The following is a 21,445-nucleotide window of genomic DNA, read 5'->3' as shown; positions in this document are numbered from 1 at the left end:
ATGTCCTCGTGCGCGCGTCATCCGAAGATCACGCTCGGGTCACGAGAACAGCTGTTCAACCACCCGCAAGGTTACGGATCGGCAACGACGACGAGCAAGAACAATGCGTGTTGCTCGTGAACAAAACGAACAAAACCTGGATTCTCCGGTCTCATCCGCGACACCCAGGTGGCCAGGCGGCCTGCCCGTTATGATCGGGACATGGACATTGCCACACAGCATCGCCCGTCCCTCCGACTTCTGCTCGGCGCGGTCGCCCTCGCGGCGACATTGCCGCTGGCCGCGTGTGCGAACGGAGCCGAGCCCTCGGAACCGGCCTCCTCCTCGGCGAGCGATCCGAGCACTCCGAGTGAGACGGAGTCTGCGACTGTCGACCCGGTCGGCAAGTGGACCTCTCCCGAAGCCGGCGAACCGTTCCTCGAGTTCAAAGACGATGGCAGTCTCGAAGGCTCCGACGGCTGCAATGCGATCAAGACGAGCTGGGCCCTCGACGGAGACACGATCACCATCGAACCCTTCACCAGCACGCAGAAGGCGTGCGCGGGAGTCGACGCGTGGCTGTCCAAGGCCGCCGCAGCGACGATCGAAGGAGACGTCATGACGGTCAAGGACGGACAGGGATCGGTCATCGGCGGATTGGAGAAGCAGTGATGACTCAGAACATCAACGGCAGGTGGACCCCGGAGGTGGGATCGAAGGCGTTCCTCGACTTCGGCGAGGACGGCGCACTCACCGGCAGCGACGGCGCCAACCGCATCGTCACGTCGTGGGAGGCCGGCGGAGACGGCAGCGCGACGATCTCCCCGTTCCTCACCACCCAGATGGCGGGACCCGGTATGAAGGCCTGGGTGGCAGGAGCACGCAGCGCCGAAGTCGACGGCGACACCCTCATCGTGTTCGACCATGCCGGCAACCGCCTCGGCGAGATGACCCGCAGCTCACAGGAGGAACAGTAGATGGCCGGCGGTCTCTTCGCACTCCTCGACGACGTCGCCGCCCTCGTCAAACTCTCTGCGGCGAGCCTCGACGATGTCGCCGCCGGTGCCTCGCGCGCCGGCGCGAAGACCATCGGCGTCGTCGTCGACGATGCCGCGGTGACGCCGAAGTTCGTCGAAGGCGTCGACCCGAAGCGAGAACTGCCGATCATCAAGCGCATCGCCATCGGCTCGCTCTTCAACAAGATCGTCATCATCCTGCCGATCATCCTCCTCCTCAGCCAGTTCCTTCCCTGGCTCCTCACCCCGCTGCTGATGATCGGCGGCACCTATCTCTGCTTCGAGGGTGCCGAGAAGGTCCTGGAGAAGCTCGGATGGATCGAACACCACGGCCCGGCGCAGGAGGATCCGCAGGCCAGCGAGGTCAGTGAAGCCGATCGGGAGAAGAAGATCGTCCGCTCGGCGATCACGACCGACTTCGTGCTCAGCTGCGAGATCATGGTCATCGCCCTCAACGAGGTGGCCGACGAAAGCCTGCTCTCGCGCGCAGTCATCCTCGTCGTCGTCGCCCTCGCCATCACGGTCGGCGTCTACGGACTCGTCGCCCTCATCGTCAAGATGGACGACATCGGCCTCCACATGGCTCAGAAGGAGAACCTGGGCTCGCAGAAGTTCGGACGCTCGCTCGTCCAGGCCATGCCGAAGCTCTTGGCCGGGCTCTCGGTCGTCGGCACTCTCGCGATGCTCTGGGTCGGCGGGCACATCATCCTCGTCGGCACCGACGAGCTCGGCTTCACCGCCATCTACGACTTCGTCCACAGCCTGGAGGCTCCTGCCGCCGAGGTGGCGGGCATCCTCGGTTGGCTCGTCAACACCTTCTTCTCCCTCATCCTCGGGGCGATCTGGGGTGGGATCGTCGCCGCGATCGCCATCGGCATCCAGAAGCTGCTCAAGAAGCCGGGTGCCGACTCGGGCCACGCTGCGACGACGGCACCGGCCGCGCAGGGCACTGCGGCGACGTCGGCCACCGGCTCCGAGGCCGACCGGAAGCCCTCGGATCAGGTCGCGGACGGTGAACGGAAGGCACCCAAGGACGACGGCACTCCGGTCGACAACGGTCCGTCGGCCGCCGACGGTGAGGGTCCTGCCGAACGACGGGGACACCAACCGCCCGCGCGCTGAATCGGGCGGTCGGCACCGAACCGACAGACTGCAGAGCGCACAGTGACGGCCGGTCCCGAACGGGACCGGCCGTCACTGTGTCGTTGTCGCTGTGCCGCCGTCAGCCGCCCGGCCTCTGATCAGACCGCCTCGGCGCTCTGACGCTGTGCGAAGGTCTTCTTCGGCGGCCCCGGGACGATCATCGGGGCGCCGGTGACAGGGTCGTCGATGACGCTGCAGTCGATGCCGAAGACGTCGTGGACGAGTTCGGCGGTGACGATGTCCGCGGGCGCTCCCTGCGCGACGATCTCACCGGATTTCATCGCGATGATCTCATCGGCGTAGCGGCATGCCTGATTGAGGTCGTGGAGGACGGCGACGAGCGTGTGCCCGTGCTCGTGGTTGAGCTGGGCGAAGAGGTCGAGCAGCTCGATCTGGAAGGCGACGTCGAGGAACGTCGTCGGCTCGTCGAGGAGGAGCAGCGGCGTCTCCTGGGCGAGCACCATCGCCACCCACACACGTTGGCGCTGACCTCCGGAGAGCTCGTCGACGAGGCGGGAGGAGAGCTCCTCGGTGTTCGTCGCGCGAAGCGCCGAGAGCACGGCGACCTCGTCCGCCTCCGTCCACTGCTTGAGGAACGACTGGTGCGGGTGGCGCCCACGGGCGACGAGCTCACCGACCGTGATCCCCTCGGGAGCGATCGAGCTCTGCGGCAGCAGGCCGAGGCGCTTGGCGATCTGCTTGGTCTTCATCGTCGAGATGTCGTTGCCGTCGAGGAGCACCGTGCCCTTCGCCGGAGGCAGCAACCGTGCCAGAGCCCGCAGCAGCGTCGACTTCCCGCACGCATTGGGCCCGACGATGACCGTGAACTGACCGGCTGGGATCTGCACATCGAGATCGGTGACGATCTGCCGCTGGTCGTAGGCGAGGTCGAGGTTCTCCGCCGCGAGCGGGCTGGGACCGCTGCCGGTGGGACCTTCCGCCGCCGCACCGATGGCCGGTGTGTCCCCTGCGATGGTGTGAGCGCTCATTGTGCCCTCCGAGCTTCTTGGATGAGGAGCCAGATCAGGTAGACGCCGCCGATGCACACGGTGACGACGCCGACGGGGAGTTGGGTCTCGCCCAGGGCATGCTGGGCGATGAGATCGGCCGCGACGAGGAGCAGAGCGCCGACGGCGGCGGCCATGAGCAGGCTTGCGCCCTTCGACTTCGCGAGGCGCCGCCCGATCTGCGGGGCCGCCAGCGCCACGAAGGCGATCGGCCCGGCCGCCGCGGTGACGACGGCGACGAGGGCGACGGCGATGAGGATGAGCGCAGCGCGCACGGGTTCGTTGCGGACGCCGAGCGCTTTGGCCGTGTCGTCGCCGAGTTCGAGTGTTCCGAGGTCACGGGAGAAGAGGCCGCACCCGAGGCTGAGGACGACCACGGCGATGGCCGCCGGGAGGATCGTCGACCAGCCCATGCCGTTGAGGGAGCCGGCTCCCCACGTCGCCGCGGCCATCGCAAGGTCGAGGTCCGCACGCATGATCAGCCACGTGTTGAAGGCACCCAGCATAGCCGTGAGCGCGATGCCGACGATGATGAGGCGGAAGCCCTGCACTCCGCCCTTCCACGTGAGGAGGTAGACGAGGAGGGCGGTGAGCATGCCGCCGATGATGGCACCGGCGGCCGTGGAGACGAAGCTCGTGCCGAAGACGATGATCGTGACGATGCCGCCGGTGTAGGCGCCGGTCGAGAAGCCGATGATGTCGGGACTGCCGAGCGGATTGCGGGTGAGCGACTGGAAGACGGCCCCGGAGACGCCGAGTCCCGCACCGAGGACGATGCCCGCGAGGATCCGCGGGGCCCGCCACTCCCCCACGACGGTGTTGACGATGCGCTTGTCGGCGACCCCGAAGAGCCCTTCGACCACCTCGGCGGGGGTGAGGGTGAACTTGCCGAGGAGGAGCCCGGCGAACCCGCAGATGAGAGCCAGGAGGGTGACGATGGCGGCGGTGACGACGACGCGGACGTCGACGCGCAGCCCGAAGACGCGCGCCATCGGGCGCCCGAAGTCGATCGTCTCCCCGGGGGCGACCGCGCCGCCGGGGACGAGTGCAGTGGAGCTGTCTGAGGACTTCACAGGCCGCTCGCCTTCTTCCGGCGGACCAGGGCGATGAGCACGGGAGCGCCGACGAAGGCAGTGACGACACCGACCTGCAGCTCCCCCGGCTTCATGACGACACGGCCGATGATGTCGGAGCCGAGCAGGAGGATCGGCGAGAGGATGAGCGAATAGCTGAGGATCCACCGCTGATCGGGTCCGACGATCCATCGGGCGATGTGCGGGATCATCAGACCGATGAAGCCGATCGGACCCGCCGCCGCGGTCGCCGCACCGGCCAGCAGGGTGACGGCGATGATCGCGAGGACGCGCGTGCGATGGACCGAGGTGCCGAGGCTCGCCGCGAGATCATCGCCGAGGGCCACAGCGTTGAGCGAGTGGGACAGGGCGAGGGCGAGGGCGACGCCGACGGCGATGAACGGGAGGACGGCGAAGACCGTGTCGAAGCCGCGTCCCGCGATCGCGCCGACGTCCCACGCGCGGAAGGCGTCGAAGGCGCGTTCGTTGGTGAGCAGGATGCCCTTCGTCAGACCGGTGAGCACTGCGGCCACCGCGACCCCCGCCAGGGTCAGGCGGATCGGATCGACGGTGCGGGTGCGACCCGCTGAGCCGATGATGTACACGCCGGTCGTCGCGAGCAGGGCGCCGACGAAGGCGAACCAGATGTACCCGCTGACCGAGGTGATGCCGAAGAATCCGATGCCGATGGTCACCGCGAACGACGCACCGGCGTTGACTCCGAGGATGCCGGGATCGGCGAGCGGATTGCGCGTGAGCGCTTGGATGAGTCCGCCGGCCAGTCCGAGGCCCATTCCGACGAGGAGGCCGAGCACGGTCCGCGGGTAGCGCAGCTCGAGGACGACGAGCTGGTCGTCGCTGCCTGTCGGGGCGAAGAATGCACCGACGACCTCCGACAGGGGCATGTCCCTGGTGCCGATCGCCAGCGAGGCGAGGACGATGAGGACGAGCACGACGAGTGAGACGATGAGGCCGACTGCGCGCCTGACCTTGAGCGCCGTCGACGTCGCCTGTCCTGTCACCGGAGCCTGGACTGTCGATGATGGGGGTGTCGCCGAGGCGGGGGTGGCGAAACCGGTCATCGGGAGGGTCCTTCGACATGGCTGATAAGGGCAGGCTAACCACAATCTAGCCCACTTCACTCACTCAGCCAACCGCGCGTGGGACTATGCGGATGTGATCTTGCCGATCCTCTCGGACACCTGACGCTGGATTCGCGAGAGCATTCCGCTCATTCCGCGCAGTCGCAGCGGACTCACCGCCTCGGTGAGCGAGAGGCGCAGCGGCAGGTCCGCGGGGACGGAGAGGACCGCCTCGGCGGACTGACCGTCGAGCCCTTCCGAGAGGATGCCGGCGAACCCCCGCGTCGTCGGTGCCTCGGGCGGGGCGGAGAAGTGCAGACGTACGGTTGCCTGCTCCCCCTGCTCCGGGTCGTCGACCTCGGTGACGAGGAAGATCGGCGACTGGCATTCGGGGACGGGCTCGAGGAGCTCGGGATGGTCGGCGAAGCGAGCCGGCAGCTCCGGAAGCTCGGAGGAGAACTCGAGGAGGAGCTGCAGCCGCTCGGAGGGCTCGGTCTCGGCGAAGTCGGTGACGATCTCGGCCAGCGACTCGGGGAGATCTGAGGTGACGATGTCCTCACTCATCGGGACGGACGCACCTCACCGGGTTCGGTTCCGGTGGCGATGGGGACGCGCACGGCGTTGCCCCACTCCGTCCAGGACCCGTCGTAGTTGCGGACATTGTCGTAGCCGAGGAGATGGTGGAGGACGAACCAGGTGTGACTCGAGCGCTCTCCGATGCGGCAGTACGCGATGATGTCATCCGCGGTGCCGAGGCCCGCGCCGTCGGTGTAGATCGCCCGCAGCTCGTCGGTGGTCTTGAATGTTCCGTCCTCGTTCGCCGCCTTCGCCCACGGCACCGACTGGGCGCCGGGGATGTGTCCCCCGCGCAGTGCCCCCTCTTCGGGGTAGGCGGGCATGTGGGTGCGTTCGCCGCTGTACTCCTCGGGGCTGCGGACGTCGATGAGCGGTCGAGTGCCGAGGCTGTCCCGGACTTCGGGGAGGAAGGCACGCAGCGTCGAGTCGTCGCGGTCGATGACCGGGTAGTCGGTGGGCGTGCGCTCGGGCCTGTCCGTCGTCATCTCGCGGCCTTCGGCCTCCCACTTCGCGCGGCCGCCGTCCATGAGGCGGACATCGGGGTGGCCGAAGAGGGAGAACACCCAGAGGGCGTACGCGGCCCACCAGTTGGACTTGTCGCCGTAGAAGACGATCGTGTCCTCACGTGAGATGCCCTTGGCGGAGAGGAGCTTCGCGAAGCCCTCGCCGTCGACGTAGTCACGGGTGACGGGGTCGTTGAGTTCGGTGTGCCAGTCGACCTTGACCGCGCCGGGGATGTGACCGGTCTCGTAGAGGAGCACATCCTCGTCGCTTTCGACGACGACGACACCCGGGTCGGCCCCGTGCTCGGCCACCCAGTCGGTGCTCACCAGCCGGGTTCCGTCGGCGTAGTCGGCGAACTTGGGCGTCGGGTCAGTCGGTGTGCTCACTCGGTCCTCCTGGGATGTCGGTACTCGTATTGCTCAACAGTGTGCTCAACCAGCATATTCCGGTCGAGTGAGGAACGTCCGCACGGCCGTCACGAAGGCCTCAGGCTTCTCCGAGTGGACCCAGTGTCCTGAGCCCTTGACGGTGAGCAGGGTCGTGCGGGGGAAGAACGAGCGCATGAGCGGCAGCTGCTCCCGGTCGATGTAGTCCGATTCGGAGCCGGCCACCCAGAGCACGGGACGGTCGAATGTCGTCGCTCCGGTCTCGAGCGCGACGAGTTCTCCCGGATCCGGGAAGCTCCCGATCGTCGGCAGGCTCTCCCGGAGCAGGGTGAGGTTCGGCTGCCAGGAGTATCCGCCCGCACTCGGGCGCAGGTTCTGGAGGAGGAACCCCCGGACCACCGGGTCGGGGATCTGCCCCTGCAGGGCCTGGTCAGCCTCGGATCGCGACGAGACGGTGTCGAGGTCGAGTTCGGCGAGACTGGTGAGGAGATGGTTGAACGTTCCCACGTCCCCTCCTCCGCTGGGAGCGATGTCGACGACGACGAGGCGGTCGACGAGCTCGGGGTGGCGCAGGGCGAGGACCATGGCGACCTTGCCCCCGAGGGAGTGGCCGACGAGGTGGACGGGGAGCTGGGAGGGATCGACCGCCTCGGCGATGGCGGAGGCGACGGCGTCGGCCGTGGCGACGTAGCTGAACTCGTCCGTCCATGCCGAATCCCCGTGGTCGGGGAGGTCGACGAGGAGGCTCGAGAACTCCGGGGTCAGGGCCTTCGCAACGGTCGCGAAGTTCTTGCCCCGGCCGAAGAGGCCGTGGAGGAAGACGATGAGTCTCCCGCTGTCACCGATGCGTCTGCTGGCGATCTCATTCACGCCACCAGACTACCCTTCACCGGCGGCCGGTGACCGTCCTGTCGAGGGAGGCGAGGGAGGCGGCGAGGAACGCAGGCGGGACGACCGGGAACCCGCCGAACTGGTCGCGGACGTCCTGGGTCGTGTCCGACCAGTCGTAGGTCAGGGTCACCTCGGTGCCGGCCTCGACCGGATGGAGATCGTAGCGCCAGCGCCACCCTCCGGTCCTCACCTCGCCGACGGCGTCGGCCTGACCCGGGTCCCAGGCGATCGCCGTGTCCGGCTCGAAGGTCGTGACGACGTTGTCCATCCGGTAGGCGCCTCCCGCCTGCTCGAGGAACATGTTCATCGAGAAGACCTGCCCCGTGCGGGTGATGGGCTCTGTCGTGATCGACGAGCGCACCCAGTCGCCGGGCTCGGTGTCCTGGTGACGGTTGGGGTCGGAGAGAACGGCGAAGATCTCCTCCGCTGGGGCGGCGATGACGCGCGTGTGGGACATCTTGTCGTCGGGATAGTCGGCGTTGCGCCCAGAGGATTCGGCCATGGTCCCAGCCTAGGCACGGGGTGAGCGAATGTGAAGTCGGCCACATAGGTAGGGTGTGGGCATGGACTTGCACTTCTCCGAGTACGACACGCGCCTGGCCGGCTACGCGGTGATCGTCAATGACGACAATGAGATCCTGCTCAGCTGGTTCAACGGAGGCGGCGAGCCGGGGCGGGCGCTGTGGACTCTGCCCGGCGGAGGCATCGACTACGACGAGAGCATCGAGGAGGGCACGGTCCGCGAGATCCGCGAGGAGACCGGGTTCGACGCCGAACTCATCCGCCCGCTGACCACCCACAGCTTCACCGAGAAGCGCCGCGGCAGCGGGCGGCCGTTCAAGGGGGTGCGGGTCGTCTACCTCGCCGGGGTGGTCGGCGGGACCCTGGGAACCCTGGAGATCGACGGGACGACGGACCGGGCGGAGTGGATCTCCATCGCCGCGCTGCCGCGCATCCGGCACGCCCGGATCATCGACGTCGGACTCGACGCGTGGCGGGCCGAACGCGCAGCGCAACGGTGAGCGCTGTGCGCCGCTCAGCGCAGCGCAGCGGTGAGCGGAAACCCAGCGGTGATCGCCGAACCCGGCTGAGTCCGGCGCTGCGGCCGCCGGCTACCTGACGGCCGGTGCGATGAGCTCGGGCATCTTCTCGACTGCATATCGGGCCGAGAGCACGGAGTTGAGCGAGAACGCCTTGCGCAGGTCGTCGTCCTTCTCGGTGAGGACCACGGAGCGTCCGTCCGCGACCGCGGGGATCCGCTGGAAGCCGGGATCGTCGGTGATCTCCGTGTCGGCGACGTAGATGGGGAAGGCGATGAGGAGATCGGCATCGAGTTCGTCGAGCTTCTCCTCCGAGACGGGAGCGCTGAACCCCTCGGCCTTGAGCGCGTCGATCTTCGGTGACTGCTCGAAGCCGAGGTTCTCCATGAACTGGACGCGCTCGGTGCCCTTGACATAGGCGCCCCAGCCCTCCGAGGTCTTCGCCGCCACGGTTACGGTCTTGCCTTCGTACTCGGGGTTGGCCTCACGGGCGGCGGCGAACTGCGCCTCGAGGTCCTCGAGCTGCTTCTTCCCCTCGTCCTCCTTGCCGAGTGCCTCGGAGATCATCGTCACCTGCTCGTCCATCGAAGTGAGGTAGTTGTCCCCGCCCTCGGGCGGGCCGACGGTCGGAGCGATCTCGGAGAGGCGGTCGTAGCGCTCCTGCTCCCCTGAGCTCTTGACGTCAAGGATGACGTCGGGGTCGAGCGCCGCGATCGCCTCGTAGTCGGGTTCCATGGTGGCGATGATCTCTGGGGACGTGGTGTAGAGGTCGGCCGCCCACGGGCCGACTCCCGACCCGCCGAACTCGACCCAGTCGGAGGCACCGACCGGCTGGACGCCGAGGGCAAGAGCGGTCTCCGCGTCGCCCCACCCGAGAGCGACGACGCGCTGCGGGTCGGCCGGGACCTCGACCGCGCCGAACTTCGTGTCCACCGTGGCACCGCCGGCGGTCTCATCCGGGGTGCTGCCGCCGCCCGAGCAGGCGGTCAGCAGCAGTGCCGAGGCAAGGATGGGGGCGAGGAATCTGCGCATGGGTCTCTTTCTCACAGCCGAGCTTGGTCTTAGGTGAGCCTAGCTTAATCGAGGAGGGCGGGTTCCCAGAATCGTGCGCGCGGCAGGTGCGCGATCAGGCCTTCGGAGTGATCTCGAGTCCGTCGACGTCGACGTCCTGGAGGCTGATGAATCGGGATCTGGGGCCGGTGATGAGGCGGTGGAGTCCCCAGACGAGGAGGAAGATCGGCAGCCCGATGTACGCCGAGGCGACTTCGAGGACACGGCCGTCGGCGACGGCTTCGATGTTCTGTCCGGCGACGACGACGATGAGCATGACGAGGGCGATGATCGGCCCGATCGGGAACAAGGGCGCCCGGTACGGAAGGTTCTCGACATCGTGCCCCTGGTGGACGTAGGCACGGCGGAAGCGGAAGTGGCACCACGCGATGCCGATCCAGACGATGAATCCGGAGAGCCCGGAGACGTTGATGAGCCACGTGTACGCCGCCCCGTCGCCCATCACCTCGGTGAGGAATCCGAAGAGTCCGATGAAGGCGGTCGCGACGAGCGCCATGACGGGCACCCCGCGCTCGTTGAGACGGGCGAACAGCCTCGGTGCGGTGCCCTCCTTCGCCATCGCGTAGAGCATGCGGGTCGACGCGTAGAGACCGGAGTTGCCGGCCGAGAGGATCGCGGTGAGGATGACGGCGTTCATCACGCTTGCGGCCACGGCGATGCCTGCACGTTCGAAGACGAGGGTGAAGGGTGAGGCGGTGATGTCCTCTTTGTCGGCCGAGGCGAGCAGGGAAGGGTCGGTGTAGGGCAGGAGGAACCCGATGACGACGATCGCGCCGATGTAGAAGAGCATGATCCGCCAGAACACCGTGCGGATCGCTCGCGGCATGTCCCGGCGCGGATCCTTGGACTCTCCGGCGGCGACGCCGACGAGTTCGGTGCCCTGGAAGGAGAAGCCGGCGATCATGAACACGGCGATGATCGACATCCATCCCCCCGCGAACGGAGCCTCGCCGGTCGTCCAGTTCGAGAAGCCCGGGGAGGGTCCGCCGAGGATGCCTGCGATCATGAGCACGCCGAGAACGAGGAAGACGAGGACGGCGGTGACCTTGATCGCGGAGAACCAGAACTCGCCCTCGCCGAAGGCACGGGCGGAGAGGAAGTTGAGCCCGGTGAGCAGGGCGAGGAAGACCGCGGCCCAGATCCACGAGGGCACGTCGGGCAGCCAGAACGACATGATCACCCCGGCGGCGACGAGCTCGGCGGCCAGCGTGATCGCCCAGTTGAACCAGTAGTTCCATCCCATGGCGAAGCCGAAGGAGGGGCTGATGTACTTCGACCCGTACGTGTGGAAGGACCCGGCCACGGGCAGGTGGGTGGAGAGCTCCCCGAGGGACTGCATGACGAAGAGGACCATGACGCCGATCGCGGCGTAGGCGAGCAGCGCGCCTCCGGGACCGGCCTGGGAGATCGTTCCGCCCGAACCGAGGAAGAGGCCGGTGCCGATGGCACCACCGATCGCGATCATCTGCAGGTGCCTCGTGTGCAGTCCCCGCTTGAGTTCGCGGGTCTCCGTCGCCGAGGTGTCCGCCTGAGTCATCCTGTCCCCTGCTCGTTGCTGTCGGACCCGGTTGCAGGCCCCGGCCATTCTACTCACATGCCGTCGGCGACGCGGGTGCCGCAGCCGGAGCGGCTGGGGGCGGACGGCGGCGTTGACACGTGCTGGGGAGACGACCAGGATCGATCTCACACCGGTGACGAGGAAGCGACGGAGAGGAAGCGCTATGGCTGACGACGACCAGGTCCGCGAAGCAGTGCGGGCGCGTTATGCGGAGGCGGCGACGGCCTCCGCATCCGGAGTGGGCAACGATGAGCTGCTCCGCGAGGACGGCAGCGCGGACTGCTGTCCCGAATCCCCGCGCGGATTCGGTGCCGGACTCTATGACGCGACGACGGTCGGGGGCATGCCCGTCGGCGCCGTCGAGGCGAGTCTCGGCTGCGGGAACCCCACCGACGTCGCCGAGCTCCGGGATGGCGAACGGGTGCTCGATCTCGGTTCGGGCGGTGGTCTCGACGTCCTCCTCTCCGCCCGCCGGGTCGGTGCGACCGGATTCGCCTACGGGGTGGACATGACCGATGAGATGCTCGCTCTCGCCGAGGAGAACCGGGCGAAGTCGGGCCTGACGAACGTCGAGTTCCTCAAAGGCACGATCGAAGCCGTCCCGCTCCCGGACGCCGCCGTCGACGTCGTCATCTCCAACTGCGTGATCAACCTCTCCACGGACAAGCACTCCGTGCTCAGCGAGATGTTCCGCGTGCTCGCTCCGGGCGGGCGCATAGGAGTCTCCGATGTCGTCTCCGAAGACCGTCTCAGCCCGCAGGAGCGCAGTGAGCGCGGGTCGCATGTCGGCTGCATCGCCGGGGCTCTGTCACGAACGGAGTATGTCGACGGTCTTCGCGCTGTCGGATTCGTCGACGTCGCGGTCGACTTCACGCGTGAGGTCGCCGACGGCCTGCACTCGGCGATCGTGCGGGCGGTCAAGCCGGCCGGCTGAGCCTGGAAACATCGCTCGCCCTCGTGCTCTCCGGTCTCGCCGAGGCGGCCCATCGTCTCCGCGCAGGCGGCGGCCGGTGCGCGCGGGCTTCCGAAACCGCGGCCAGGCTGCAGACCCCTCTCCGGTCATCCCGCCCGGTCGATCTCGCCTGCTCGCAGCTGCACGAGAGTGAGGTCGAGCAGCGGGGTCGCGACCCCGAGTCCCGCCGCGGTCGCCGCGAGGCTGCCGAGGATGTGCTCGGTCTCGTTGGGCAGTCCGGCGGTGACGTCGCGATAGAGCGATGAGGTGAATGAGGAGCCCTCGGCGGTGAGCATCGAGAGCGTCACCGCGCGGGAGCGCGCCGAGATCGGGTGTCCGGCGCCCATCGCCACGGCTTCGAGCTCGTCGACGATCGCGACGACGTGGGGTTCGCCGCCGGCGGCCATGATCGCCCCGACGGGCGCCCGGAAGAGGCACGTGACCACGCCGGCTGCGGCGATGAAGACCCACTTCTCCCAGAGTGCGTCATCGATGGCATCGATGACCTGGAGGCGGAAGCCGGGGACGTCGAGGGCCTCGACGATCCCGGAAGGCACCTCTCCCCCGCCGAGGCGGCCGATCGTCATCGTCGCCATGTCCGTCATCTGCACAACGTCGTATCCGCGCATCGTGCCGATGATCTTCACGAGGCCCCCGAGCACCTGCCCGGGGAACTCCCTGTCCAGGCGGTCGATATGGGCCATGCCGTTGAGGAACGGAATGATGAGCGTGTCCGGCCCGATCGCCGGGCGAATGTCGTCGATGACCTGGTCGAGGCCGCTGGCCTTGACGGCGATGAGGACGAGGTCCGCAGGGATCGGGTTCGCTGCGAGCTCCTCGGCGGTCGTCACGGCCACCGGGTTCGTCCTGTCCTCGTCGGGGCCGATGAAGCGCAGCCCCGATGCGCGCAGCGCCTCGGCGCGCTCGGGTCGGACGAGGAAGGTGACGTCACGTCCGGCTTCGACGAGGCGGGTGCCGAACGCTCCCCCGGTGGCCCCGGCTCCGGCGATGAGGATCCTCACAGCTCTCCCTTCAGGGTCGCTGCCGCTGCGGCGGGATCATCGGCCTCGGTGACGGCGCGGACGACGACGATGCGCTCGGCTCCGGCTTCGCGCACCGCGTCGAGCCGCTCACCGGCGGCGATGCCGCCGATCGCGAACCAGGGCGTACTCACCCGTCCGGTGATCTCCCGCAGGGGCTCGAGGCCGACGGCCGGTCGCCCGGGTTTCGTCGGGGTCTCCCACACGGGCCCGAGGCAGAGGTAGTCGATGTCGGGGTCGGCGTCGGCGGCGAGCGCCTGGTCGATCGAGTGGGTCGAACGGCCGAGGAGGACGTCGGGTCCGAGCACGGCACGGGCCTGGCCGCTCGTGAGGTCACCCTGTCCGACGTGGAAGACGTCGGCGCCGACGAGGAGGGCGACGTCGGCACGGTCGTTGACGGAGAAGAGCCTGCCATGGCGGCGGGCGGCGTCCCGGAGGACCTCGAGGGCGGCGATCTCCTCTCGTGCCTCCAGGCTCTTGTCGCGCAGCTGGATGATGTCGACGCCCCCGGCGTATGCGGCGTCGAGGAACGCGGCGAGATCGCCCTGCTTGGTCCTGGCATCGGTGCAGAGGTAGAGGCGGGCCGCCTCGAGCGCGCGCCGACGCGCGGTTCGAGTCGTGGTCTGCGTGTCTCGCTGGGCGGAGGACGTTGTCATCACGGGAACCATGCTCCTAGAGTAGAGGAGTTCGCGGGAGCCTCGCTGGGAGGCTGAGAGGGCTTCGTGCCGACCGCCGCACCTGATGCGGGTCATGCCGCCGGAGGGAGAATACAGTGCACGTCATCGTCATCGGGGCCGGGATCATCGGGCTCGCCACAGCATGGGAGCTGCGTGGCCGGGGAGCGTCGGTCACGCTCATCGACCCCGCACCCGGCGAAGGGGCCTCGTATGCCGCCGCCGGCATGATCGCCCCGGCCGCGGAGATCGCGTGGGGGCAGTCTCCGCTCTTCCCCCTCATGCGCACCTCTGCCGATCTCTACCCCGAGTTCGCCTCGCGACTCACCGCCGAGACCGGGCACGACCTCGGCGAGACGCAGACGGAGACCCTCGTGTGCGCCGGGGACAGGGCGGATCTCGCGACCCTGCGGGACCTGCGCGCCCTGCAGGCCGAGGCGGGGTCCGAGGTCGAACTCATCACCGGATCCCGGGCCCGCGATCTCGAGCCCGCCCTCTCGCCAGGGGTGAGCGGGGCGGTGCGCATCCCCGGCGATCATGCCGTCGACCCACGACGGATCACCGGCGCCCTGCTCTCGCTCCTCGACGACGACATCGTCCGTGAGGAGGCGACCGGACTCGTCCGCGTCAGCGGCCGCACCGTCGGCGTCGCTCTTGCCGATGGGCGCAGCCTCACCGCCGACCAGGTCGTCGTCGCCGCCGGTGAAGCGGTGGGGACGATCGCCGGCGTCCCCGACCTGCCGCTGCGAGCCGTGCACGGCGACATCATCCGGCTGCGCACCGACGCGAGCGCACCGCCGCTGCTCACCCGCACCATCCGCGGACTCGTCGCCGGTCGGCCCGTCTACATCGTCCCGCGCCCCGACGGGGAACTCGTCCTCGGCGCCACGTCCCGTGAGGACGGACGGCCCGGGGTGCTCGCCGAGGGAGTCCACCGTCTCCTCCACGATGCCGAACGGCTCGTGCCCGGGATCCTCGATGCCGAGATCACCGAGATCACTGCGCGTGCCCGACCCGGATCACCCGATGACGTGCCGTTCATCGGGCGCACGGACCCCGGCTGCGTCGTCTCCACCGGGTACTTCCGCCACGGGATCCTCCTCACTCCGCTCGGGGCCCGCCTCGGTGCCGATCTCACCCGCGGTGAGGACTCGCCGTGGCTGCCCGCAGGGGCGCCCGCGGCCCTTGCTCCCCGCCGCTTCTCCGAAGCCGCACAGTCGAACGAGAGCCCGTCTCCGCGCCTTGTGGCGGCGATGACCACAGCAAGGAAGGAACCATGACCATCACACTCAACGGGGAGAGCAGCGAGCTCGCCTCAGGCACCACGGCCCGCTCGCTCGTCGAGCACGTCACCGGCAGGCAGCTCGCGACGGACGGGACTCCCGTCGACGGAGGCCGTCTCGGGGTGGCCCTCGCTGTCGACGGTGAGGTCATCCGCCGTGGACTCTGGGCCGAGTTCGCCATCGTCGACGGCCAGACCGTCGACATCGTCACTGCTGTGCAGGGAGGCTGAGATGAGCTGGACGATCGACGGAGCGACCTTCGACTCCCGCCTCGTCATGGGCACCGGAGGGGCGAGCACCCTGAGCATCCTCGAGAACGCACTGACCGCCTCGGCGACGGAGCTGACGACCGTGGCGATCCGCCGTTTCGACGCTGACGCCAGGGACTCGGTCTTCGCCCTCCTCGAACGACTCGGCATCCGCTCCCTGCCGAACACCGCGGGCTGCTATACCGCCCGGGACGCTGTGCTCACGGCCAAGCTCGCCCGGGAGGCGCTCGAGACCTCGTGGGTCAAACTCGAGGTCATCGCTGACGAGGACACCCTCCTGCCCGACCCGGTCGAGCTCTTCCGGGCGGCCGAGGAGCTCGTCCTCGACGGGTTCACGGTCTTCGCCTACACCAACGACGATCCGGCGCTCGCGAAGCGCCTCGAGGACGCCGGGGTCGCCGCGGTCATGCCGGCAGGGGCCCCGATCGGCTCGGGTCTGGGCATCCTCAACCCCCACAACATCGAGACGATCGTCGCCCGTGCGCAGGTGCCCGTCATCCTCGATGCCGGCGTGGGCACGGCCTCGGATGCGGCGCTGGCGATGGAGCTCGGGTGCACGGCCGTGCTGCTCGCCTCGGCGGTCACCCGCGCCCATGACGCACCGGCGATGGCTCGGGCGATGGCGCTCGCCGTCGAGGCGGGCCGCCTGGCTCGGGGCGCGGGACGGATCCCCAAGCGTCCGCTGGCACTCGCCTCCTCACCTCACGAGGGCAGGGTCACCACGGAGAACCTGGTGATGGGGCCATGAGCGGGACACCTCTGCGCCCGCTCGTCGAGCCCGTCGACGCGCTCACGCCCGATGAGCTCGCCCGGTACGCGCGGCATCTCAGCCTCCCAGAGGTCGGAGATCTCGGCCAGCGGCGGCTGCGGGCCGCGCGGGTCCTCGTCGTCGGCGCCGGCGGCCTCGGAGCCCCGGTGCTCCAGTACCTCGGGGCGGCGGGGATCGGACTCCTCACCGTCATCGACGACGACCGCGTCGAGGTCTCGAACCTTCAGCGCCAGATCCTCCATCGCGATGCCGACGTCGGCCGCCCCAAGGCAGACTCGGCCAGGGATGCGCTGCTGCGCCTCGACCCGCATCTGTCCGTGACCGCCCTCGCGGAACGCCTGAGCCCGGACAATGCACTCGAGCTCTTCGCCGCCCACGATCTCGTCATCGACGGTGCGGACAACTTCGCGACCCGGTATCTGTCCAACGATGCCGCCGAGCTCACCGGCACCCCGCTCGTGTGGGGGACGATCTTCCGCTTCGAGGGCCAGGTGAGCACCTTCGTGCCCGGTCACGGACCGATGCTGCGCGACCTCTTCCCCGACATCCCCGACGCCGATTCGGTGCCCACCTGTGCCGAGGGAGGAGTCCTCGGCGTCCTCTGCGGTCTCGTCGGATCGACGATGGCCGCCGAGGCCGTCAAGCTCATCTGCGGCATCGGGGACCCCCTCATCGGCAGGCTCCTGCGCACGGATGTGCTGGGGACGACCTTCACGACGCTGCGTTTCTCCGCCGACCCGGATCGGCCTGCCGTGACCGACCTCACCGAGGTCGCCGTCGCGTGTGCGGCTCCCCCGGCAGCTTCGGCGCCCGCCGTCGACGAGGTCACCGTCGCCGAGGCTCGTGCGTTGGGGGCCGACGCGGTCATCGTCGATGTCCGCGAGGAGTGGGAGCGGCAGGTCCAGTCCATCCCCGGCACCGTCCATGTGCCCCTCGACGTCGTCGTCGACCGGGGGTGGCCGGCCCTCGCCGAGGTGGTCGGCCCCGCCACCGACATCGTCGTCCACTGCCGGTCGGGAGTCCGGTCGGCGAAGGCCGTGGCGGCCGCGGCTCCCGGCACTCCGGAGGGAGTGCGCCTGCGCTCGCTGGCCGGCGGGATCGAGGCCTGGTCCGCCGCGGACTCCCCTACGCCCGCGCGCTGAGGCGACGGCGCAGGCCGGTCTCGCCTGCGGCCATGACCGCGGCATGCATCCTGGCCGACAGGGGGCGCAGCAGGCGTGGGGCCAGACGCGTCGTCGTCACGCACCACACGGCATCGATGACGGTGAGCGGTCCCGACCGGCGCAGCGTCCACACCCCGGTACCGCGCAGGTCCCCCTCGGCGCTGAGCACGACCTGCCGGGGCGGGTCGATCGCTTCGATGCGCAGCATCATCGACAGGGAGAGGCCGAGGGGGCTGCGCACACCGATCTGCGCCCTGGAGCCTTCGGCGAGCGTTCCGTCGACAGCGTGCACCCACGCCAGTCCCGGCCACCAACCAGGCCAGTCGTCGATGGCGGAGAGCACGTCCCACACCGGCTCGACCGCTTCGGCGACGCGCCAGGTCGTCTCGAAGTGGAACGGAGCGGACTCGCCTGATTCCGCTCGGGTGTGTGCGTGGCTCATGCCGGACCTCCGTTCGGCTCGTCGTCCTTCGACGGTAGTCTGGGGGACGTGTCCGAGGAAAGCCGCAGCTCCCGCAGACCGTCCCCGCTGGCGGGACGGAAACCGACCAAGGACGATCTCGCCCGCTTCGCCACCGACGATCCCGATGCGATCGACGATGTGCTGCCCGCGGGTTCCGGGCAGCTCTCCCTCCTGATCGTCGGCATCAATCCGGGTCTGTGGACGGCGGCGGTCAACGCCCCGTTCGCCCGCCCCGGCAACCGCTTCTGGCCCTCGCTCCACCAGGCGGGGCTCACCGACCACCTCGTGGATGCGTCTCTCGGCCTCTCGATCGAGGATGAGGAGCATCTGCTCTCCCGCGGCATCGGCATCACCAACCTCGTCGGTCGGGCCACCGCGAGAGCCGATGAGCTGAGGAACGAGGAGTTGCGCGACGGAGGGGCGAGGCTCGTCGAGCGCCTCTCGGAGATCCGCCCGAAGGCGGTGGCGATCGCCGGCATCACCTCGTTCCGCATCGCCTTCTCCCAGCCGAAGGCCACACTCGGGGTCCAGGACACGTCCCTCATTCCCGGCTGGCCTGCGGACATCGAGCTGCGGGTCGTCCCGCAGCCGAGCGGTCTCAACGCGCACTACAACATCGCCGCTCTCGCCGAGATCTGGCGACAGGTGTGGGCCGACATCGCCGACTGACCGCAGAGCGTATGGGTCAGGGCTCCGTTGCGGTGCCGTGTCCGAAGTGCTCTCGGCAGCGGGCGACGTACGAGTCGAGGCCGCCGATGTGGCTGGCGTCGATGTCGGTGGCCGACCCGGCGGGTGCAGCGGCGATGCGCTCGTGGAAGACGGCGTCGCGCCCGCACACCGTGCACACTGCCGTGAGCTTCGTGACGTCCTCGGCAAGTGCCATGAACGTCGGCAGTGGTTCGAACGGATCACCGTCGAAGGTCACGCACAGTCCCTCGACGATGACATCGATGCCGCGGGAGAGGAGCTTCTCGACCGCGGGCACGAGGTCGGGGCCGAAGAACTGGGCCTCATCGATGGCGACGAGGTCGACGTCCTCGGCTCGGGCCGCCTCGGCGAGGGAGGCGACGTCTCCGACGGGAACGGCGGGCACGGTCACCCCGATGTGGGAGGTGACGGCGGAGAGCTCCGCCCTGGTGTCGAGGGAATGGCTGATGACCAGCGCTTCGACACCGGCGATGCGGGCGCGACGGACCCGGCGCATGAGCTCTTCGGACTTGCCGGAGAACATCGGGCCGGTGATGACCTCGAGGCGACCACAGGAGCCGGCTGGTGCGTGCATGACACCAGACTACGTCGGCTCACCCGTCGACGGTGACCTTCTTCGTCTCGACGTCGACGGTGACCTCGGACTCCGTGCCCGCGTCGTCGTAGTCGAACTGGTACTCGATGCGGTCGTCGTCGGATTCGAGCTTCCAGCTCGTCAGTCGGCCCTTGCCCTGTTCGGAGGCGCGGTTGAGGGCCTCGTCGAAGGGCAACGGGTCGGTGAGGTCGATGGCCTGCTCGGAGTCGTCGGTCGTGTCCTGTTCGGTCTTGGCGATCTTTCCCGACTGAGCGTCGACGTCGATGTCGAAGTCCGTCCTGTCCTTGAGGATCTTCACCTCGTACTGCCACGCGCCGTCGCGGCGGTCGTAGTCGAGTTCGATCGCATGGACGGTGCCGTTGCCGGCCTCCTTCTGCGCGACGGCGATCGCCTCGTCGGGGGTCACCTGCGGGGAGGCGGAGCTGAGGTCGGCGTCCTCCGGCAGGTCGGAGGCGCCGGTCGGAGCCGACTGCGCAGTGGTGTCGTCGGGGCTCGAGCCCGCGGACCCGGAGTCCTCGGACTGCGTGGGCACCGGGTCACCGCTCGTCGGCGCCTGCTCGGTCTCGTCTCCGCTGTTCGAACAGCCGGCGAGGGTGAGGCTGAGGGTGAGGGCGACAGCGGCTGTGAACGGGACGGGTGAGACGGTGTTCATACCTGCCACGGTAGCAACGCGGGCTCGTCGAGGACATGACTCTAAGAGAATTATCATCGCCGTTGGCCAGGGACGACCCGGCTGACCAGCAGGTCTCCCAGGCGCCGGGTGAAGATCGGGCCCGGGCACCGTCCTGCGGGATCAGTCAGCGCCAGTCAGTCAAGGCAGAACTCATTGCCTTCGGGGTCGGCCATGACGATGAAGCCGGTCTCCATCGGCGGGGCCGGGTCGAACCGCTCGAGCCGAGTCGCACCGAGTCGCTCGAGGCGAGCGCATTCGGCTTCGAGCGCTTCCATCCGCTCGCTGCCCTGGAGTCCCGGAGCGGCACGGACATCGAGGTGGACGCGGTTCTTCACCGTCTTGTCCTCGGGCACCGTCTGGAAGAAGACGCGCGGTCCGCGCCCGGCGGGATCCTCGATCGCCGCGCGCATGTCTTCGGGTCGCATCTCCACGCCGAGTGAGTCGAGGAAGGTCTTCCACGCGGCGAAGGGATCATCGCCGTCGGCAAGGGTGACTCCGGGCGGGCCGGGAATGACGTACCCGAGCACCTCGGCCCAGAACCGGGCGAGCAGGATCGGATCATGGCTGTCGACGGTGATCTGCACGGAACGGCTCATCGTCTCTCCTCATCGAGATCGGGCGGCACGCCTCTCGCGTGCCATCACCTCCGAGGCTAGACGACGACCCTGACACGGGTGCGGGGGGGCATCCGCTCGTCAGGACCACCACCTCGGCGGATGGCCAACTCCACTTGCTTCTGCGTACCATCGCAGAGGCCGTCGCCATCGACTGACTGGAGGAATGCGTGCACACGCAGGACCGTGAACTGACCATGCACATCGGACACGACGAGATCGTCATCCGTCAGCGCTACCAGATGCTCAGCATCACCAACGACGTGCTCATCGGCCTCTGGTTCCTCATCGGCAGCTTCATGTTCTTCTCCGACGAGCTCATGTTCGCCGGCACATGCCTCTTCGTCCTCGGCAGCATCGAGATGCTCATCCGCCCGGTCATCCGCTTCGCCCGTCACATCCACCTGCAGAAGTACCGCGGCCCCGGCTCGCTCGCCACCGACTCGTCGTTCGACTACTGAACCCAGGCTCTCGCCACACCATGGCAGGCGAGCGCCGCGACCACCATCATCGGTGCCCCCACCGCCCTTTCGGCGTGGGAGAGGGCGTGACCGGTCGCTGCCAGCTCGCGCTCGGCGAACCGTGCCCCGGGAAGCATGAAGGGGACCGCGGTGAGGACCCCCGCCGTGTACCGCCTCAGCACCACCGAGGCCGCCACATGCGACCACACGTGGAGGTCGAGCCCGGCGAGCGTTCGGCGATAGAAGCGCGAACGCCCGTTCGTCACCGCGCCCCGCACACACGCGGTCGCGACGACGGCGCCCATGAGCCCGATCGCCACCGCCGACTGCCGTGCGGAGATGCGCAGCCAATCCGCTCCCGGCTCCTCGGCCAAGCGGGAGGTCGTCACGGGTAACGCGATGAGCTCTTCGAGGTCGTGGATCGCCCACGCCGCGAAGAGTGTCACGGGACCTCG

General features: G+C 68.7%; 27 protein-coding genes and 1 riboswitch. Of the genes, 11 read left to right on the top strand and 16 right to left on the bottom strand.

Annotation, left to right across the window (positions count from 1 at the left end):
- The first annotated feature begins 201 nt into the window (after nucleotides 1-201).
- From AC0VYB_RS06800 to AC0VYB_RS06790, 3 genes are read left to right on the top strand one after another with little or no spacing between them, the layout of a single operon-like run.
- A complete protein-coding gene (locus tag AC0VYB_RS06800; protein ID WP_009375056.1) occupies nucleotides 202-651 on the top strand; it encodes an META domain-containing protein in 450 nt (149 codons plus the stop codon).
- Nucleotides 651-956: an META domain-containing protein gene (locus AC0VYB_RS06795; protein WP_009375054.1), complete on the top strand. Its 306-nt coding sequence runs from the start codon at nucleotides 651-653 to the stop codon at nucleotides 954-956. Before AC0VYB_RS06800 ends, AC0VYB_RS06795 begins: the two co-directional genes overlap by 1 nt.
- Nucleotides 957-2,117 carry a DUF808 domain-containing protein gene (locus tag AC0VYB_RS06790; protein ID WP_009375052.1) on the top strand — a complete coding sequence of 387 codons (1,161 nt, stop codon included), beginning with the start codon at nucleotides 957-959 and terminating at the stop codon, nucleotides 2,115-2,117.
- Nucleotides 2,118-2,236: 119 nt separating this feature from the next.
- Here the strand turns inward: AC0VYB_RS06790 and AC0VYB_RS06785 are convergent, their stop codons facing one another.
- From AC0VYB_RS06785 to AC0VYB_RS06755, 7 genes are all read right to left on the bottom strand, one after another.
- Nucleotides 2,237-3,127 carry an ABC transporter ATP-binding protein gene (locus tag AC0VYB_RS06785; RefSeq protein ID WP_009375050.1) on the bottom strand — a complete coding sequence of 297 codons (891 nt, stop codon included), beginning with the start codon at nucleotides 3,125-3,127 and terminating at the stop codon, nucleotides 2,237-2,239.
- Entirely contained in the window at nucleotides 3,124-4,218 is a 1,095-nt protein-coding gene (locus AC0VYB_RS06780) for a FecCD family ABC transporter permease (RefSeq protein ID WP_009375048.1), read from the bottom strand. The genes AC0VYB_RS06785 and AC0VYB_RS06780 overlap by 4 nt, the downstream gene beginning before the upstream one ends.
- Nucleotides 4,215-5,300: an iron chelate uptake ABC transporter family permease subunit gene (locus AC0VYB_RS06775; RefSeq protein WP_009375046.1), complete on the bottom strand. Its 1,086-nt coding sequence runs from the start codon at nucleotides 5,298-5,300 to the stop codon at nucleotides 4,215-4,217. Before AC0VYB_RS06775 ends, AC0VYB_RS06780 begins: the two co-directional genes overlap by 4 nt.
- 84 nt (nucleotides 5,301-5,384) lie before the next feature.
- Complete coding sequence (locus tag AC0VYB_RS06770) at nucleotides 5,385-5,864, bottom strand: SufE family protein (RefSeq protein WP_009375045.1); 480 nt, start codon at nucleotides 5,862-5,864, stop codon at nucleotides 5,385-5,387.
- A complete protein-coding gene (locus tag AC0VYB_RS06765) occupies nucleotides 5,861-6,766 on the bottom strand; it encodes a sulfurtransferase (protein ID WP_009375043.1) in 906 nt (301 codons plus the stop codon). Before AC0VYB_RS06765 ends, AC0VYB_RS06770 begins: the two co-directional genes overlap by 4 nt.
- Before the next feature lie 45 nt (nucleotides 6,767-6,811).
- Complete coding sequence (locus AC0VYB_RS06760) at nucleotides 6,812-7,636, bottom strand: alpha/beta fold hydrolase (protein WP_009375041.1); 825 nt, start codon at nucleotides 7,634-7,636, stop codon at nucleotides 6,812-6,814.
- A 16-nt stretch (nucleotides 7,637-7,652) separates the two neighbouring features.
- Nucleotides 7,653-8,159, bottom strand: a complete 507-nt coding sequence (locus AC0VYB_RS06755) for an SRPBCC family protein (protein WP_009375039.1) — start codon at nucleotides 8,157-8,159, stop codon at nucleotides 7,653-7,655.
- Between the two features lie 61 nt (nucleotides 8,160-8,220).
- Here AC0VYB_RS06755 and AC0VYB_RS06750 point away from each other — a divergent pair, with 61 nt between their 5' ends.
- Complete coding sequence (locus AC0VYB_RS06750) at nucleotides 8,221-8,679, top strand: NUDIX hydrolase (RefSeq protein ID WP_009375036.1); 459 nt, start codon at nucleotides 8,221-8,223, stop codon at nucleotides 8,677-8,679.
- A gap of 90 nt (nucleotides 8,680-8,769) precedes the next feature.
- Here AC0VYB_RS06750 and AC0VYB_RS06745 read toward each other — a convergent pair whose 3' ends face one another.
- Entirely contained in the window at nucleotides 8,770-9,729 is a 960-nt protein-coding gene (locus AC0VYB_RS06745; protein WP_009375034.1) for an iron-siderophore ABC transporter substrate-binding protein, read from the bottom strand.
- Between the two features lie 94 nt (nucleotides 9,730-9,823).
- On the bottom strand, nucleotides 9,824-11,305 hold the full coding sequence (locus AC0VYB_RS06740) for an amino acid permease (protein WP_119296531.1): 1,482 nt from the start codon (nucleotides 11,303-11,305) through the stop codon (nucleotides 9,824-9,826).
- A gap of 184 nt (nucleotides 11,306-11,489) precedes the next feature.
- On the opposite strand from AC0VYB_RS06740, the gene arsM reads away from it, so the two are divergent.
- Nucleotides 11,490-12,260 carry an arsenite methyltransferase gene (gene arsM, locus AC0VYB_RS06735; RefSeq protein ID WP_119296532.1) on the top strand — a complete coding sequence of 257 codons (771 nt, stop codon included), beginning with the start codon at nucleotides 11,490-11,492 and terminating at the stop codon, nucleotides 12,258-12,260.
- A 125-nt stretch (nucleotides 12,261-12,385) separates the two neighbouring features.
- Here arsM and AC0VYB_RS06730 read toward each other — a convergent pair whose 3' ends face one another.
- Both AC0VYB_RS06730 and thiE read right to left on the bottom strand, forming a co-directional pair.
- Nucleotides 12,386-13,300 (bottom strand): 2-dehydropantoate 2-reductase, encoded by a 915-nt coding sequence (locus tag AC0VYB_RS06730; protein ID WP_119296533.1) that lies wholly within the window; start codon nucleotides 13,298-13,300, stop codon nucleotides 12,386-12,388.
- Entirely contained in the window at nucleotides 13,297-13,974 is a 678-nt protein-coding gene (thiE, locus tag AC0VYB_RS06725; RefSeq protein ID WP_119296573.1) for a thiamine phosphate synthase, read from the bottom strand. Before thiE ends, AC0VYB_RS06730 begins: the two co-directional genes overlap by 4 nt.
- Before the next feature lie 23 nt (nucleotides 13,975-13,997).
- Nucleotides 13,998-14,100: riboswitch (TPP riboswitch) on the top strand.
- Between thiE and thiO the strand changes: the two genes are divergently transcribed.
- The 4 genes from thiO (at nucleotide 14,091) to moeB (ending at nucleotide 17,455) form a co-directional block, all read left to right on the top strand.
- The gene (gene thiO / locus AC0VYB_RS06720) at nucleotides 14,091-15,272 is read left to right on the top strand and encodes a glycine oxidase ThiO (protein WP_063250989.1); all 1,182 of its coding nucleotides are present in this window, start codon (nucleotides 14,091-14,093) and stop codon (nucleotides 15,270-15,272) included. (Overlaps the previous riboswitch by 10 nt.)
- Complete coding sequence (gene thiS, locus AC0VYB_RS06715; RefSeq protein ID WP_009375023.1) at nucleotides 15,269-15,505, top strand: sulfur carrier protein ThiS; 237 nt, start codon at nucleotides 15,269-15,271, stop codon at nucleotides 15,503-15,505. The genes thiO and thiS overlap by 4 nt, the downstream gene beginning before the upstream one ends.
- A gap of 1 nt (nucleotide 15,506) precedes the next feature.
- Nucleotides 15,507-16,292 carry a thiazole synthase gene (locus tag AC0VYB_RS06710; protein ID WP_119296534.1) on the top strand — a complete coding sequence of 262 codons (786 nt, stop codon included), beginning with the start codon at nucleotides 15,507-15,509 and terminating at the stop codon, nucleotides 16,290-16,292.
- Entirely contained in the window at nucleotides 16,289-17,455 is a 1,167-nt protein-coding gene (gene moeB / locus AC0VYB_RS06705; protein ID WP_101624926.1) for a molybdopterin-synthase adenylyltransferase MoeB, read from the top strand. The genes AC0VYB_RS06710 and moeB overlap by 4 nt, the downstream gene beginning before the upstream one ends.
- Here moeB and AC0VYB_RS06700 read toward each other — a convergent pair.
- Nucleotides 17,439-17,918 carry an SRPBCC family protein gene (locus AC0VYB_RS06700; protein WP_009375017.1) on the bottom strand — a complete coding sequence of 160 codons (480 nt, stop codon included), beginning with the start codon at nucleotides 17,916-17,918 and terminating at the stop codon, nucleotides 17,439-17,441. The two genes, moeB and AC0VYB_RS06700, sit on opposite strands and share 17 nt — an antisense overlap.
- A gap of 48 nt (nucleotides 17,919-17,966) precedes the next feature.
- Here AC0VYB_RS06700 and AC0VYB_RS06695 point away from each other — a divergent pair, with 48 nt between their 5' ends.
- On the top strand, nucleotides 17,967-18,608 hold the full coding sequence (locus AC0VYB_RS06695) for a mismatch-specific DNA-glycosylase (protein WP_009375015.1): 642 nt from the start codon (nucleotides 17,967-17,969) through the stop codon (nucleotides 18,606-18,608).
- A 16-nt stretch (nucleotides 18,609-18,624) separates the two neighbouring features.
- Here the strand turns inward: AC0VYB_RS06695 and AC0VYB_RS06690 are convergent, their stop codons facing one another.
- The 3 genes from AC0VYB_RS06690 to AC0VYB_RS06680 form a co-directional block, all read right to left on the bottom strand.
- Nucleotides 18,625-19,221 carry a thymidine kinase gene (locus AC0VYB_RS06690; protein ID WP_009375013.1) on the bottom strand — a complete coding sequence of 199 codons (597 nt, stop codon included), beginning with the start codon at nucleotides 19,219-19,221 and terminating at the stop codon, nucleotides 18,625-18,627.
- 19 nt (nucleotides 19,222-19,240) lie between these two features.
- On the bottom strand, nucleotides 19,241-19,894 hold the full coding sequence (locus AC0VYB_RS06685; RefSeq protein WP_009375011.1) for a PepSY domain-containing protein: 654 nt from the start codon (nucleotides 19,892-19,894) through the stop codon (nucleotides 19,241-19,243).
- A 155-nt stretch (nucleotides 19,895-20,049) separates the two neighbouring features.
- Nucleotides 20,050-20,511: a VOC family protein gene (locus AC0VYB_RS06680; RefSeq protein WP_009375009.1), complete on the bottom strand. Its 462-nt coding sequence runs from the start codon at nucleotides 20,509-20,511 to the stop codon at nucleotides 20,050-20,052.
- 188 nt (nucleotides 20,512-20,699) lie between these two features.
- Here AC0VYB_RS06680 and AC0VYB_RS06675 point away from each other — a divergent pair, with 188 nt between their 5' ends.
- A complete protein-coding gene (locus AC0VYB_RS06675) occupies nucleotides 20,700-20,990 on the top strand; it encodes a YrhK family protein (protein ID WP_009375007.1) in 291 nt (96 codons plus the stop codon).
- On the opposite strand, the gene AC0VYB_RS06670 is transcribed toward AC0VYB_RS06675, so the two are convergent.
- A complete protein-coding gene (locus AC0VYB_RS06670) occupies nucleotides 20,984-21,436 on the bottom strand; it encodes an HXXEE domain-containing protein (protein ID WP_009375005.1) in 453 nt (150 codons plus the stop codon). The genes AC0VYB_RS06675 and AC0VYB_RS06670 overlap by 7 nt on opposite strands.
- Between the last annotated feature and the right edge of the window lie 9 nt (nucleotides 21,437-21,445).

The organism is Brevibacterium sp. Z349TD_9 (genome assembly GCF_056173565.1).
The sequence above is the reverse complement of the archived record's forward strand: the minus strand, read 5'-3'. Positions and strand labels throughout refer to the sequence as shown.